The organism is Devosia sp. (genome assembly GCF_017744655.1).
Lineage (GTDB): Bacteria > Pseudomonadota > Alphaproteobacteria > Rhizobiales > Devosiaceae > Devosia.
On the sequence record NZ_JAGIAW010000014.1, the window covers coordinates 129,714 to 144,114 of the forward strand.

Here is a 14,401-nt window from a genome sequence, read left to right on the forward strand (position 1 = left end):
AGAAGAGAGGGGCGCCCGAAAGCGCCCCCCTCATTTTATTCCATCTATTATTCCGCCGGCTGAGCCTGAAGGCGATCGGCATCTCTGGGCTTATTATCCCCAAGCACCCCCTGCCCCAGTGCTATGATGAGGGCACTGGCCGCACCTGCCGCCACCGAGACCCAAAAGCCATGCTGCGGACCATAGGCATCGACGATCCAGCCGGCTGTGAATGACCCCAACGCCATGCCGATACCAATGCCGGTCATCACCCAGGTAACGCCTTCGGTGAGCATGGACTCCGGCACGCGCCGCTCGATGAGACCAAACGCCGTGATAAAGGTTGGCGAAATCGCGATACCGCTGATGAACACCGCAACCGCCAGAGCTGCCACTGAGCCGGTGGAAAACAGGAGGGGGATCGAGGTTACTGCCAGCACGCCGACGGCGATCATCAACTGTCGATGGAGAGCCATCTTCGGGTTGAGGGCACCCAGGACGAGGCCGAGCACGAAGGACCCTATGGCATAGACGCCGATGACGAGGCTGGCGGCGCTCGCCTGGCCGAGCGCCTCGGTGATCGCTACCGCGCTGACCTCTGCTGTGGCAAACATGGCACCAACAAAGACCAGCGCCAAGGTGATGATCTGAACTGGGCGCAGCCTGATGGCGGAGCCGCGTGCCGTCACGCGATCATGCAGCCGCACCTTGGGTTCGCTGCCGCGCTGCAACAGAAAGGCAATTGTGCCCAGAGCCAGAAACGCGGTGCCGGCAATCATGCCCGCTTCCGGAAACACCGATACGGACAGGGCCACCGAGACAGAAGCTCCGGCAATATAAACGAGTTCATCGGCCGAAGATTCGAAGGCAAAAGCGGTATTGAGCTCAGGACGACCACTGAACAACTCGCTCCAGCGGGCGCGAACCATGGCCGAAATGCTGGGCATGGTGGCCGCGAGAAGAGCCGACACAAAGAGCGTCCAGATTGGCCAGCTCTGGTTCGCAGCCAAAATTAGCGCGACGAACGCCACGACCGAAATCAGCATGGCCGGCGCGACAACAGCCGATTGGCCGTAGCGATCGACGAGTCGGGAAATCTGCGGCGAGACAATCGCATTGGCAATGGCGAAAGTCGCCGAGACCGCACCGGCCAGCCAGTATTCGCCATGGGTCTGGGACAGCATGGCGACGATACCGATCGGCGCCATGGCCATCGGCATGCGCGCAACGAAGGCGGCGGCGGCAAAGCCCTTCGCACCGGGTGCGCGGAAAATTTGAGCATAGGGGTTGGACATTTCACCCATCCTTGATGAACTCTCGCAACGCTTATATACGTTACGTATGTGAAATGGATATTGGCATACATCTCGTATGTCAATTCCAAATACGTTGCGTATGCGAATGGAGTGACATGGTCGGAAAATCGCGAAAGGAAACCATGGCCGAGACCCGCCAGAAGTTATTGGCGGCGGGGCGAAAGGCTTTCGGCACCATCGGCTACTCGGCGTCCTCAATGGATGATTTCACGGCGGACGCCGGCCTGACGCGCGGCGCGCTCTATCACCATTTTGGTGACAAGGAGGGATTGCTGCGCGCTGTGGTCGAGGAGATCGACGGCGAAATGTCCGAGCGCCTGCTTGCCATTTCGACAAAAGCGCCCTCCCGGTGGCAGGGGCTGGTCGACGAATGGATCGCCTATATCGAAATGGCGCTCGAACCCGAAATTCAGCGCATCATGTTCCGCGATGCACCGGCCGTGCTCGGCGACCCCTCACAATGGCCCAGCGCAAACGCCTGCATCATGGCGCTCAAGACTAATTTGGACGCTGCAAAGACCGAAGGGCAGTTGATCGATGTCGACACGGAGGTCGCTGCCCGCTTGATCAACGGCGCGAGTTCTCATGCCGCAACCTGGATTGCCAGCGCCGACGACCCCCAGGCAACCTCCAAGCGGGCGGTCGCCGGGTTTCGACTATTGCTCGAAAGCTTGCGCAAACCCGACCATGGCGGCACAGCCTAAAGGGTCGCCAGTTCGCGATTGGCGATCCGTTTCCCATAGGCGTCGCTGATGGCCTTTTTCTCCTCCAGCGCCGCGATGACGCTATCGGAGAAATTGGTTTCGTAGAGCTCGGAGAGATTGTTCAGCCCGCCGGGGGTGAAGACATTGATCTCCAAAATCTTGTCGCCGACGATGTCGAGACCGACGAGAAACATGCCATCGTGGATGAGCTTTGGCCGAACCGTTTCAGCTATGGCCAACATGGTCTCCGTCACCTCGACGGGCGCGGGGCCACCACCGACGTGGATATTCGAGCGAATTTCGCCCTTGGCTGGCACCCTTCGAAAGGCTGCATATTTGCCATCGCGGACCAAAGGGCGTCCGTTCATCATGAAGAAGCGAACGTCTCCCTCGCTGGCCTCCGGCAGAAAGGCTTGGGCAATCAGATAGCCCTCGCCGCTGACGGCTTCGAAAATCTGGTTGAGATTGTGGTCCTTAGGCGACGTCACCTTGAAGACGTTCTTTCCGCCCGATCCCTGCAAGGGTTTGACGATCGCCCCCTTTTTCTGGCCGTCGAGGAAGTCTCGAATTTCCTCGATATTCTTCGAGATGAGCGTTGTGGGCCGTACTGAAGCGGGAAAATCCTGGAAATACAGCTTGTTCTGCGCCTGAGCCAATCCCTCGGGATCGTTGACAACCAGAACGCCGCGCTGGGCAGCCATGCGACCAAAAATGATGCCGACATTGGCGGCCCAGGGCCGATCCACCGCATCGAGAGACGGATCGTTGCGCAGAAACAGCACATCGATCTCCTCCACATCGAATGTGCGCATCTCGGCGCTTTTGCTCTGCAGGTCCTTATGGAGCGTTTCAGGCTTCTTGTAGTTGGAGGCCGGAAGTTCGAGGCCGCGAATGGCCAGCCCATCGTCGGCGCGCAGCACAAAATCCGACGGCGTGACATAGCAGACGTCGTGACCGCGCCCCAATGCGGCCAGGGCGAGGGTTGTGGTCGTGTAATGGGGCGACTCGCCTTCGATTGAGTTGACAAAAAATGCAATGCGCATGGCCACTCCTAGGCAGCGATGAGATCGAGGGGTGAAAGCCCGCCCTTGAGGCGGGCCAGGCGCTGGTCGGCGCCCGGAATGTCCAAAAATTGGGGCAGCAGGCGCGGCGCCTTGAGAAGGCCACGGGTGCTCAATTCCTGAATGACAGAGAAATGAGCGGAAGCGATCTTGCCCAGCCAGAAAGGGTCAAGAGAACCCCCGCTTGAAAGGTGATCCAGCAGCTCAAAAAGCCCGCGCAGGTAGATGGCGTCCTTGGCGAGGCCGCCTCCGCGATGGACGCGCAGGGCAATGTTGAAGGCATTGCGCTCGGAGAACTTGTGCTCCCCGGCCAGCATGGCGAAGGTATCAACAAAGCCAGCGCCGCTCAGCATGGCCGACACGGCCAAGACGCGACCTGCAAGGAGACGCAAGCGGGCGATCGTCATGCCGCCTGCCAGATACTCGGCCAGCACGGCGAGCCCTTCCTGGGCACCCTCATAGCCGGCAAGTCCGCTGCGGAATATCTGCAGGCCGTGGCCGGAGCCGTTGAAATAGGTCAAGAGATGCACACCCACCTCATGGCTGAGCAGGGCTTCCACGCGATCTCTAGCCATTGTGGTATTGCGCGAGATCAGCAATTGGCCATTGGTCACCATCATGCCGGCGGGTAAATCGTCCCGCAGGTCGATGGACGCCGCAAAACTGTTTGACTGGGCGGCATAGCGGTCGATCATCGCCTGCGCGCGTCGCTCCACAAACCGGTAGTCGACATTGGCGACCTCGTTGCCGGATTGGCTTTTCGCCGTTGCCGCCAGAATTTCGTGCGCCGCTTTTTCGAGGCGCGGTTCGATGGAGCGATAAAGCGCCCGGCCCAGTTCAAGGAATTGACGATCCTCGCGCATGGCAAGCATCGACAGCTGCAGATCGAGTTCACGCTGCTTTTCCCGATAGAGCGTGCTCAGCACGGGATCCTCGAAGTGATCGAGGCCAATGGAAAAAAGCGCCTTCTTGCTCGCCGCGATATCGATGGTCAGCGGCCTATAGAGAAAATGGGGCGCACGCTGGAATTTGCCGGCCTTGAACTCGGACCAGGCGTCTTCCGCATTAATAGGCGTAACGGCGAGGAGAAAATCAAAGCTACTGGCAATCGCGTCGATGGCCTTATCGGCGCGCAGAACCGCATCGACGAAGACTCGGCGGCCCAGCGCCCGATGGCTGGCCGGGGACAGACTGGTTCCGTGGCGGGCGAATTCAGCCACCGCCTGCAAGGCGGCATCGAAGACATTCGCGACAAGACGCTCCCGCAGTTCGGGATAGGTCGCGTGGGACTGCGGCACCTTGTAGATCGGCGCAAACCGCAAGGTCAGCACGGGAAATGCTGGGAGACGACGGGCGAGGCCCGCATGACCGTCTTCATCGAGGGCCTTGCGGGTCACTCTCGGCGCCCGGTACCGCGCGTCAACCGTTTCGAGGCCACCGATCAACGCCGACAGTGCCGACTGTACGGCCCGACCTGCCGGAGCTGAAGTGCTCACCTCAAAGGGAGCGAGATAGGGTGCGTCCTTGGCGAGACCGTCCTTGGTCAATTCTCCAATGTCGAGGACGACAAAGGCTCCGAAGCGTTCGAGCATGGCGGTGCCCACCAGGCGGATCACGGCCACGGCATCGGTCAGATTGGGCACCAGCAAATAGGCGGAATTGGCCATGGCCACATCCCGCGCCGCCGGCTCGGATCGTCGTCCGATATGCACCACAAGAAAGGGCATGGGCCGGTCCATGAACAACCGCCCCCGCCCGGCCAGGTCCAGCCGAATGGGACCGTCTTCCCGCAGCGCGGCCTCAACCGCTCGGATATCGACGCCGCTCCTTCCTTGCTTCATGGCCGACCCAGCAGAGCGGCTTGCAGAACAGGCAGGCTCGTCGCCACCGCGCGGCGGAGATCGGCAATTGCCGCCATATCCGGCGTGCCGGTCCACTCGTCCATGAAGATTTTCTTGAACTCGACGGCAATGGCGCAGCCGGTTTGCGGGAAATGCTCGTGGATGAACCGTGTCTGTTCGCCCTTGCCGGCGAAGGCGACATTTTCGCGAACATCCAGCGGGCGACCTTTTACCGTGGCCTGCCGCAGGCGGGCGATGAACGGATCAAGGATATGGGCCCAGCGCGCACGGTCCATCGAGAAGGTTCCGATATTGATATCGGGCGCATCGGCCTGCGGCGTGGCCGGCCCCTCCGCACCATTGCGACGATGGTTGTAGCTGTGCATGTCGAGCACGACAAAGGCGCCAAACTGGGCCTCGATGTCGCCTAGCACGTGCCGCAGGAGGGCGTAGTAGCGCGCATGCTGGCGCAGAAGTTGGGCGACATGTTCCTCGTCAGGCGGACGCCGCCAAACGTCGAGGCCCCAGGCCTGTTCGGGGCGAAGATAGACAGCGCCTTCCGGCGCCCTGTTGAGATCGACCTCGAAGCGTGATCGCCGCACGACGATGTTCGTGGGGATATCTTTCACGAATTCGGCGGTGAATGGATCCTCTTCACGAAGGCGCTGCGCCTCATCAAGAGCCATGATCTGCGACAGGTGCGGCCAAACGGCGTGCCCATCGTGAATGGCGGTTCCGACCAGGGGCGAGGCGGCAACACGAAGCGCCCACAACTCGCCCTGATCGAGGTTCTCGGAAAAATCGACGCTGGTTTCCATGGCGGGCTCAACGCCCGCCGTGCTGGTCCAGTTCCGACATCTTCGGCCCGCGGCCTATCCGAGGGCTGACTGAGCCGCGCAGATGCGGTCAACCAAGGCATCGAAATCGCCCTTTGGCGGGCGGTTCGTCGCGAGCCGCTGCTTCAAGTGAATAATGGGCTCGGCCAGGATTTCATCGAGACTTTCAGCGCAGGAAAAATCGCCGACCACACTCTTGATCTTGGAATTATCGAAGATCGCGGTCCAGACTTTGTCGCCGGTCAGCGGGCCTACCCATTCGGGATTGTAGCGGACCAAGGTGTCGGTCGGCACATGCACGATCTTGGCTTCGACGCCGAGCAAACGGCCTATGGCCTTCTGGATATCGTCCCAGATATGAGCGCGGTCATTGGTGATGTGAAATATCTCGTGTAGCGCAGCCGACTTGCCGAAAAGGCGGACGAAGGGCACGGCAAAATCGACCGAACGCGTCAGCGTCCAGGGGGTATTGCCATCCCCGGCGACGATAGTGGGCTCACCGTCTAGCATGCGGCGGGCCATGATATCGCTGTCGCCCATCATGATGGGCAGGCCCGTGCGCACCGTGTGGCTCGGTCGCACGATCGTCCAGGACAGGCCTTCCGACTTTTCCAGCAATTGCTCGCAGGCAATCTTGGCCTGGCTATAGGGCCAGTAGGGATTGATGGCCGGGGTCTTCTCGGTGATCACATAGTGCCGCGCCGGCTTCTCGTAGACCGAGGCCGACGAGATGAAGATATATTGCCCGCAATGGCCGGCAAAGACCTCGATGTCGCGCGCGACTTGATCGGGCGTGAAGGCGATGAACTGGCAGACGACGTCAAAGTTTTGCTTAGCAAGCTCGGCATATTCGGGCCCCGCCAGATCACCAACAATGGACGTTACGCCTTGAGGCAAAGCGTCCCCGCGCTTGCCGCGGTTGAAAACACTGACTTTATGGCCCTGCGCCACCGCTTTTGCGACACACGGATAGGAAATCTGACCGGTACCACCGATGAAAAGAATAGTCTTAGCCATGGAAACCTCGAAGGGTGAAGGGAGTTTTTGGCGCCTCAGGCGCCGGCAATGGTCTTGATATAGGCCAGACCGCGTTTGTATTCGGGCACACCAAAGTGCTCGAGCATCAGCGGAACTTCGCGTCCAAGCTTCCGGATTTCGGCGACATAGGCGCCGTAGTCGAGATTGCCTTCGCCAGGGGGCACTTCGTCGAGATGGAACGAGATCGTCCCCGGTCCACCCTGCATCACGATATCCTTGGCGTGGCATGACACCACCCATGGCCCGAGGAGTTCGAAGGCCTCGCGGATCATGCGCCCGGTATTGAAATAAATCCGCGGGCTGATCACCATATTGGCCGCATCGATATGCGCACCGAATTGCGGACGGTCGATCGCCTTAAGCAGTTTCAGATAGTTCTCCGCCGTATCGGTCACGAGCCACGGCACCATTTCGAGCGAGAATTTGGTCCGCTTGGGCTTTACCGCATCGATGACATAGCGCGCCGTATCCACTGCCCGCTGAAATCCGGCTTCGCTCTGATTGTCCGGATGCGGGCCATAGTCGTAATTGTCGCTGAGTTTCCAAGGGTCGCCAGCATGGCCGACAGTGCCATGGAAAGCGACACATGCCCGCGCCCCCAACTCATCCGCCAGCGCCAGTTGGTGGACGGCATAGTCGAGGTTGGCCTTCCGCTGCTCCTCATCGTGGGCAATCAGGTTTTTCCAAGCGCCCCCCTCGGCGATGATCACATCTGCTTCGGCCATGGCCGTGATGATGGCAGCGATCTCGTCGCGATTTTCGAGGCTGATATTGGGCATGTAGGCCGCATTGTATCCGAAGGCGACATGCGCTTGCGCATAGGCTTCGGGGTCGCCCGCATAGTCGATGCCGTAACCACCAAGTCTCATCGTCATACCCCTGCTCCCTGACCACCTGGATAGAGCAGCACCTTGCCGCAATGCCCTGTTTCCTGCAGCGCGAAAGCGTCGCTGACATCAGCCAGGGCGAAACGATGCGTCACGAGCTTATCGAGCAGCGGTCGGGCGTCGCGAACACGCTGCATCATGCGCTCCCCAGCCTGATCATGGTTCCAGTGCCAGCAGCCAAAGATATCGACGCCCTTGCCGGTAATGCGATTGACCGGCAAAGCGCCACTCCAGGTGACGAAGGCGAGACGACCACGAGCGCGCACCAGTTCGAGCACCACCGGAGGCGCAGCTTCATTATTGCTGGTCTCGATGACAGCATCGGCGCCGTAACCACCGGTCAGCGCCCTGACCTGCTCGATGAGGTCGGGCGCGCGCGGATCAAGCACATGTTCGGCACCGAGCGCACGGGCGAGATCGGCGCGGAACGGATGCAATTCGAGCGCAATGACGCGCGCCCCGATGGTTCGCGCATTGACGATGGCGCCGAGGCCAACCGCGCCGCAACCCGACACCACCAGCGTATCGGCTGGAGAGAGACGCATGCGCTCCATCGCCGTGAAGCTGGGGCCGAGCGCACAAAGCGCCATGGCCGCGTGGTCGGTTTCGATATCATCGGGTACGGGATAGAGCAGGTAGTCGGGCTTCAGGAGGTATTGGGCATAGCCGCCAAGTCCGCAACTGGAACCGGTCTCGGCCAAGAGATCACGTTGATCGGTGCAATGGATGTGCTCCCCCGAAAGGCAGGCAGGGCACTTGCCGCATCCCCAATGCGGCATGGCAATCACCCGGTCACCGACCTTGAGGCGCGTGGACGAGGCGGCGTCGACAACTACGCCGACCGCTTCATGGCCGAGTTCATGACCGGGCTTGCCGGCGCGCCAGGACTGCCACTCGGTGCACATCGGCGCGACGAGAATTTCGACCTTGACGACATCGCCTGCCGCTTGCGGGTCTGGACGTTCCGCAACCACGGCTTCGCGCACACCGGTAATTTCTACACTTAGAATTTTCGTCTCCTCCTCGAAAACCTAGAGTTGCCCGATTGAGGGCTAGTCTCCCCTGCCCGCCGTACTGTCGCGAACGATGAGTTCTGGATCGATCATGGTGACCCGCGGCTCCGGCAGGCCATCCGGGGCGGCGATCAGTTGCAACAGGCGCTCCACTGCCAGTTCGGTCACCATATCGACTTCATATTTGACCGAAGAAATCGGCGTCGCCGCATGCTCGGCAAATTCGATATTATCAAAGCCCATGATGGCGACATCCTTGGGCACGCGCATATTGTTCTTCTGCGTCCAGCGCAGCGCGCCGATGGCCAGGGAGTCATTGGCCGCAAAAACCGCCGTCGGCCGCACCTGCATGCTCATCAGGCGATCCATGGCCCAATAACCGCGGATCACCGAATTGCCCAAGGGGTCGGCCAGCAATTCATTGTCGATCGGCAGCCCGGCCTCTTTGTGCGCCTGATTATAGCCATCGCGCTTTTCGAGGTTTCCCTTGGCATTCGAAGTATCGATGATGGCAATGCGCCTGTGGCCGATATCGATGAGGTGGCGCACGGCCCGATAGGCACCACGACGCTCGTCGATGCAGACGGCGTCGATACCAGCATCGGGATCCCCCACCAGCAGCACCACGGGATAATTGGCCTGGCGCAGCCGACGGATATGATCGAGTTCGCGGTGGCTGCGCGGGTAAATGAGCATGCCGTCCACCTGCCGAGAGCGGAACATCTCGATGACCCGCTTTTCCTCGTCCAGGTCATTGTTGGAGGTGGCAAAGAGCGTGGAATAGCCGCGCTCCGACAAGAGCGTTTCAACGGCCTGGGCAACCTGCGTAAGGGCCGGATTGGTAATGTCGGTCAACACAAGCCCGATGGTCTTGGTTTCGCGGCTGACCAAGGACTTGGCGACATGATTGGGCAGATAATTGAGCTCTGCGGCCGCCTCGCGAATGAGGATCGAGGTTTCTTCGGGAATGCGCGGGCTCTGCCGCAGGGCCAGCGAGACCGTATTGACCGAGAAGCCGGTGCGATCCGCAATATCCTTCAGGCGAACGGTGGATTTGCCCATGATCTCAACCTACCGACATGCTGCGTGAGCGGCGAACACTGACCGATACGCGGATATACGAGGCCGACGAGAGACGATCAAAATCATGGGCGACAATACACACCAGAAGCGGCTCTAAACTAGACGCCTTCTGCGTGGAGACGGCGAATGGCCTGATATTGCAGGCAGTCCGGGTGCATTTCCATCAGTTCGATGCGATTGCCATCTGGATCTTCGAGCCAGGCCTGGCGATTGCCATCGAGCCCGGCCTTGGGTTCGGACAGAAGCTTTATGCCCGTGGCCTTGATGCGATCGCAGGTGGCGTCGAGGTCGTCGATGGTCCAGCACATATGGGTCATGCCATTGGTGTGCCAGCTCGCCGGAGCGCGATCATTTTCGGCGCCGGGGAAGATTTCCAGATATTGCTCGTCGGTGATGCGCAGATAGACGAGCCATGTCTCGCCATCGTCACGCTTGAGCCGCAGCATTTCGGGGAAGCCGAGCTTGTTGACATAGTAATCGAGCGACTTTTCGAGATCGACCACGTTGATGGCGATGTGCCCGAGGCTGGTAATGCCCTTCATAATTCCTCCACGCCGACATTGCGGCCATAGCTGATCCTTTCCGCCGGCAAGGGACCAGCGGACCGCCCGATATGTCAGTATGGGCGACCTAGTAGGAACGTTAATACGACAAGCTATTATCCCAAGTCGCGGCGTTGTCAACAGCCGCCGAGGCGCTCAATCCCAGTCCGGCCCCCAGGCCGGGTCGATGACGCGCTGCCCACGATCCACCGTTTCGATCGTCGCAATATCAGCGGCGGAAAGTACGAGTTTAGTGGCGAGATAATTGGAGCGGATGCGGTCTGCCCGGCTCGATGTAGGGATGGCGATATAGCCTTTGGCAAACTCGAAGGCCAAAGCCACCTGCTCCGGCGTCGCGCCATGGCGGGCGGCGATTTGGGCAATCTCCGGCACGGCGCCCAGAATGCCGCGGGCAATCGGCAGATAACAAGTGACAGAAATTCCTTTTTTAATACAATAGTTTGCAAGTTTTTTGTTCTGAAGCAGCGGATTCAGCTCGAACTGGTTGTTGGCAATCTTGAGGTCACCGAGAATGGCCTGAGCCTCTTCAAGCATGGCAATGGTGAAGTTGGAAACGCCGATCAGGCGGGTCAGCCCCAGTTCATGCGCTTCGGCCAATTGCTCGATATAGACCGCCAACGGTACGGCGTTGTTCGGGGATGGCCAGTGGATGAGCGTCAGGTCAAGCTGGTCCATTTGCAGATTATCAAGACTCTGCCGCAGCGATGAAATCAACGCACCGGCTCCCAGATTTCCGGTGGCAATCTTGGTGGTAATGAAGACATCAGCGCGATTGAGGCCTGATCGCTGCACGGCCTGACCAACCTCCGCCTCGGTCCCATAATCCTGCGCAGTATCAAGATGTCGATAACCCGTCTCGAGCGCTATCAGCATCGCCTCGATGCCATCGCCTCCTTTTCGCGCATAGGTACCGAAGCCCATTTGCGGTATATCATATTGATTTTTCATATTTTTATCTCCTCCAACCGAGATCCCTGACGACGAACTCGCTCCATCAGTCGATCAAAACACCCATCCGGCAAGCGAAAAGACTATTGACGGATCGTCCGGCATGACCCTAGTTTAACGATAATACTGCCCGCAAGAGCTGTCACGACGAAGAGCGGAACAATCCGCCGCGACGTGCAAGGGAGGACAAGCATGACCTTTCGGTGGAGCCGATGGTCACCCCAGCTGGCATTGATGCCGGCTGGCCTGGTGACCTTGGTCGCCTTCATTGGCGCCATCCTGTGGACGATCTACCTGTCCCTGACGCGCAGCCGGCGCCTGCCGGAATACGAGATCGACTGGACCGACTGGGGCCGGCAATACGAGCGCCTGTTCAAGGACGACGCCTGGATGATCTCGTTGCAAAACCTGATCGTGCTGGGCCTCGGCAGCGCTCTCGCCATCGTCTTCGGCTTCATCCTCGCCGCCATGATCGATCGAGAAAAGCGCGGGGAAAGCCTATTCCGGACGGTGTTTCTCTATCCCCTCGCCATCTCGCTGATCGTTACCGGCGCGGCATGGCGCTGGATTTTCAATCCCGAACTGGGCGCCGAGCATTTCATCCATTCCATTGGCCTAACCTGGGTCAATGCCAGTTGGCTGGCGCGCCCGGAAACCGCCATGTACGGCGTCATTCTCGCCTCGGTCTGGCAGAGCGCTGGTTTCTACATGGCGCTGATGCTGGCAGGCCTCAAATCCATCAATTCGGAAATCTGGAGCGCCGCGCGCCTCGATGGCGTGGGTCTATTCAAGCTCTATACCGAGATCATCATTCCCATGATGAAGTTCACCTTCATCACCTGCGCCATTCTGCTCTCGCTGGGCGTTATCAAGGCCTATGACGTCATCGTCGCCATGACCAATGGCGGCCCGGGCCAATCGACCTATGTGCCAGCCTATTTCACCATCCAGGCGCTCTCGGCCAAGGGCAATCTCGGCTTTGCCTCGGCCGCCGCCGTTGTGATGCTGCTGATCACCGCCGTTATCTTCCTGCCGCTAGTGCTGCTCACCGCCTGGCAACAACGCCGTTCGGGAGCACGTGGATGACCGATCTCACCGCCACGCAAAAGGCCCTCGGCGCCGAAGTTGCCGTCCGCAGCGCGCCCTATTTTCCCCGCAAGAAGAAAGCGATCACCGGTCGTTCGATCGCCGTCCTCGCCTTCCTTGCCATCTGCGCCCTGTTCTTCTGCATTCCGCTCTATGTAGTGATCACCACCTCGTTCAAGACCATGGACCAGATCCGCGAGGGCGCCATGTTCGCGCTGCCCAATGTGTGGACGCTGGAGGCCTGGGACCATGCCTGGAACACCGCATGCTCCGGCACGCGCTGCGAAGGCCTGAAGGTCGGGTTCTGGAACTCGGTCTCCATCCTCATTCCCTCGCTGGTCCTCTCGATCGGCCTTTCCATCGTCACCGGCTATGCACTGGCGCTGTGGAACGTCAAATGGGCGGGCCCCTTCCTTTTCGTCCTCTTCATCTGCGCCTTCGTGCCGTTCCAGATCATCATGTTCCCGCTGATCTCGATGACGGCGACGCTCAAGGTCTATGGCAGCATCTGGGGCGTCGCCATCATCCATGCCGTGCTGGCCATGCCGGTGCTCACGCTGATTTTCCGAAATTATTACAAGGATATACCGCAGGAAATCATGAGCGCGGCCGTCATGGATAGCGGCTCGTTCTGGAAGATCTTCTTCGAAATCATCCTGCCCATGTCCGGCAATATCCTGATCGTGGTGCTGATCCTGCAGATCACCTCCATCTGGAACGACTATCTGATCGGCGTGACCTTTGGCGGCCTGGGCGCCCAGCCCATGACGGTGAACCTTGCTAACCTAATCACCATCTCGACCGGCACCGTTCGCTACAACGACAACATGGCGGCCGCCCTCCTCACCGCCATTCCCCCTCTCGTCATCTATTTCTTCGTCGGCAAGCTCTTCGTCCAGGGCATTACCGCCGGCGCCATCAAAGGTTGACCTGAATGCCCCGCGTAAGCTTCGAGCACATCACCAAGACCTATGGCCTCCTCAAGGTCCTGGACGATCTCAACCTCTCTATCGACGATGGTGACTTTCTCGTGCTGCTTGGCCCCTCGGGCTGCGGCAAGACCACACTTCTGAACCTGCTCGCCGGCCTTCTCGACGTCACGGATGGCCGCATCATGATCGGCGAGCGCGATGTGACCGACCTCGATCCCAAGGATCGCGGCCTTGCCATGGTATTCCAGTCCTACGCGCTCTATCCGACCAAGACCGTGCACGGAAATCTCAAGTTCGGCCTCTCGGCCAGCAAGCTGCCGCGCGAAGAAATCGAAAAGCGTATCGCTTGGGCGGCAAAGTTGCTGCAGATCGAACCCTTGCTAAACCGCAAGCCAGGCCAGCTCTCGGGCGGCCAGCGCCAGCGCGTCGCCATCGGCCGGGCCCTGGTGAAAAATGTCGGCGTCTTCCTCTTCGACGAACCGCTCAGCAATCTCGACGCCAAACTGCGCACCGAGATGCGGCTAGAAATCAAGAAGCTGCACGACCAGCTCAAATCGACGATCGTCTACGTGACGCACGACCAGATCGAAGCCATGACCATGGCGACCAAGATCGCGGTGATGAATGGCGGCGTTATCCAGCAGTTCGGCACGCCGGACGAAATCTACGAGCGCCCCGCCAATCTTTTCGTCGCCGGCTTCATCGGGTCCCCCGCCATGAACTTGCGTAAGGCAAAGCTGAGTGTCGCCGCCGACAAGGTCGAGGCAGTCTTTGCCTCTGGTGTGCGGCTTGATGTGTCTGACTACCCCTTCGCCAGCCCGCCACGAGACGGCGACGACGTAATCGCCGGCCTTCGCCCGGAACATTTTGTGCTGACAGCAACCGGCCCGGTCGCGGCCAGCTTCACCGTGCCAGTGCAATATGCAGAGCGTACCGGCCCCGATGCGTCAGCCTACTTTAAGTTCGAAGACGAATTGCTTGCCCTGCGCGTCGAGCCTGGCGCCGCCGCACAGTTGACGCCCGGCCAATCCGTCGCCGTCAGCTACCTCAAGGGCAAGGCCAACCTGTTCGACGCCCGAACCGGGCAGCGAATGTAAGCATAAATAGGGAGAGA

The 14,401-nt window shown here is 59.8% G+C and carries 14 protein-coding genes; 4 read left to right on the forward strand and 10 right to left on the reverse strand.

Features of this window, described 5'->3' with window-relative positions; genetic code table 11:
* Positions 1–47 precede the first annotated feature (47 nt).
* Entirely contained in the window at positions 48–1,274 is a 1,227-nt protein-coding gene (locus J7557_RS20290) for an MFS transporter (protein WP_291422065.1), read from the reverse strand.
* 116 nt (positions 1,275–1,390) lie between these two features.
* On the opposite strand from J7557_RS20290, the gene J7557_RS20295 reads away from it, so the two are divergent.
* Positions 1,391–1,999, forward strand: coding sequence for a TetR/AcrR family transcriptional regulator (locus tag J7557_RS20295; protein WP_291422494.1), 609 nt, complete (start codon positions 1,391–1,393; stop codon positions 1,997–1,999).
* On the opposite strand, the gene J7557_RS20300 is transcribed toward J7557_RS20295, so the two are convergent.
* The 9 genes from J7557_RS20300 to J7557_RS20340 all read right to left on the reverse strand — a co-directional run bounded on the left by J7557_RS20300 (position 1,996) and on the right by J7557_RS20340 (position 11,269).
* The gene (locus tag J7557_RS20300; protein ID WP_291422067.1) at positions 1,996–3,042 is read right to left on the reverse strand and encodes a glutathione synthetase; all 1,047 of its coding nucleotides are present in this window, start codon (positions 3,040–3,042) and stop codon (positions 1,996–1,998) included. The two genes, J7557_RS20295 and J7557_RS20300, sit on opposite strands and share 4 nt — an antisense overlap.
* Positions 3,043–3,050: 8 nt before the next feature.
* Positions 3,051–4,787, reverse strand: coding sequence for a flavohemoglobin expression-modulating QEGLA motif protein (locus tag J7557_RS20305; RefSeq protein WP_291422069.1), 1,737 nt, complete (start codon positions 4,785–4,787; stop codon positions 3,051–3,053).
* Positions 4,788–4,897: 110 nt separating this feature from the next.
* The gene (locus J7557_RS20310; RefSeq protein ID WP_291422071.1) at positions 4,898–5,719 is read right to left on the reverse strand and encodes an N-formylglutamate amidohydrolase; all 822 of its coding nucleotides are present in this window, start codon (positions 5,717–5,719) and stop codon (positions 4,898–4,900) included.
* 54 nt (positions 5,720–5,773) lie between these two features.
* Positions 5,774–6,754, reverse strand: a complete 981-nt coding sequence (locus J7557_RS20315; protein ID WP_291422073.1) for an SDR family oxidoreductase — start codon at positions 6,752–6,754, stop codon at positions 5,774–5,776.
* 35 nt (positions 6,755–6,789) lie between these two features.
* Positions 6,790–7,650, reverse strand: coding sequence for a sugar phosphate isomerase/epimerase (locus J7557_RS20320; RefSeq protein ID WP_291422075.1), 861 nt, complete (start codon positions 7,648–7,650; stop codon positions 6,790–6,792).
* Positions 7,647–8,648, reverse strand: a complete 1,002-nt coding sequence (locus tag J7557_RS20325) for a zinc-binding dehydrogenase (protein ID WP_291422077.1) — start codon at positions 8,646–8,648, stop codon at positions 7,647–7,649. The genes J7557_RS20320 and J7557_RS20325 overlap by 4 nt, the downstream gene beginning before the upstream one ends.
* Before the next feature lie 66 nt (positions 8,649–8,714).
* Positions 8,715–9,737, reverse strand: a complete 1,023-nt coding sequence (locus J7557_RS20330; RefSeq protein WP_291422079.1) for a LacI family DNA-binding transcriptional regulator — start codon at positions 9,735–9,737, stop codon at positions 8,715–8,717.
* Positions 9,738–9,856: 119 nt separating this feature from the next.
* Positions 9,857–10,300: a VOC family protein gene (locus tag J7557_RS20335; protein WP_291422081.1), complete on the reverse strand. Its 444-nt coding sequence runs from the start codon at positions 10,298–10,300 to the stop codon at positions 9,857–9,859.
* Between the two features lie 156 nt (positions 10,301–10,456).
* Complete coding sequence (locus J7557_RS20340; protein ID WP_291422083.1) at positions 10,457–11,269, reverse strand: aldo/keto reductase; 813 nt, start codon at positions 11,267–11,269, stop codon at positions 10,457–10,459.
* A 192-nt stretch (positions 11,270–11,461) separates the two neighbouring features.
* Between J7557_RS20340 and J7557_RS20345 the strand changes: the two genes are divergently transcribed.
* Genes J7557_RS20345 through J7557_RS20355 form a run of 3 tightly spaced genes read left to right on the forward strand, consistent with a single transcriptional unit; the run spans position 11,462 to position 14,384 of the window.
* Complete coding sequence (locus tag J7557_RS20345; RefSeq protein WP_291422085.1) at positions 11,462–12,355, forward strand: carbohydrate ABC transporter permease; 894 nt, start codon at positions 11,462–11,464, stop codon at positions 12,353–12,355.
* A complete protein-coding gene (locus J7557_RS20350; protein ID WP_291422087.1) occupies positions 12,352–13,284 on the forward strand; it encodes a carbohydrate ABC transporter permease in 933 nt (310 codons plus the stop codon). Before J7557_RS20345 ends, J7557_RS20350 begins: the two co-directional genes overlap by 4 nt.
* A 5-nt stretch (positions 13,285–13,289) precedes the next feature.
* Entirely contained in the window at positions 13,290–14,384 is a 1,095-nt protein-coding gene (locus tag J7557_RS20355; RefSeq protein WP_291422089.1) for an ABC transporter ATP-binding protein, read from the forward strand.
* Positions 14,385–14,401 lie beyond the last annotated feature (17 nt).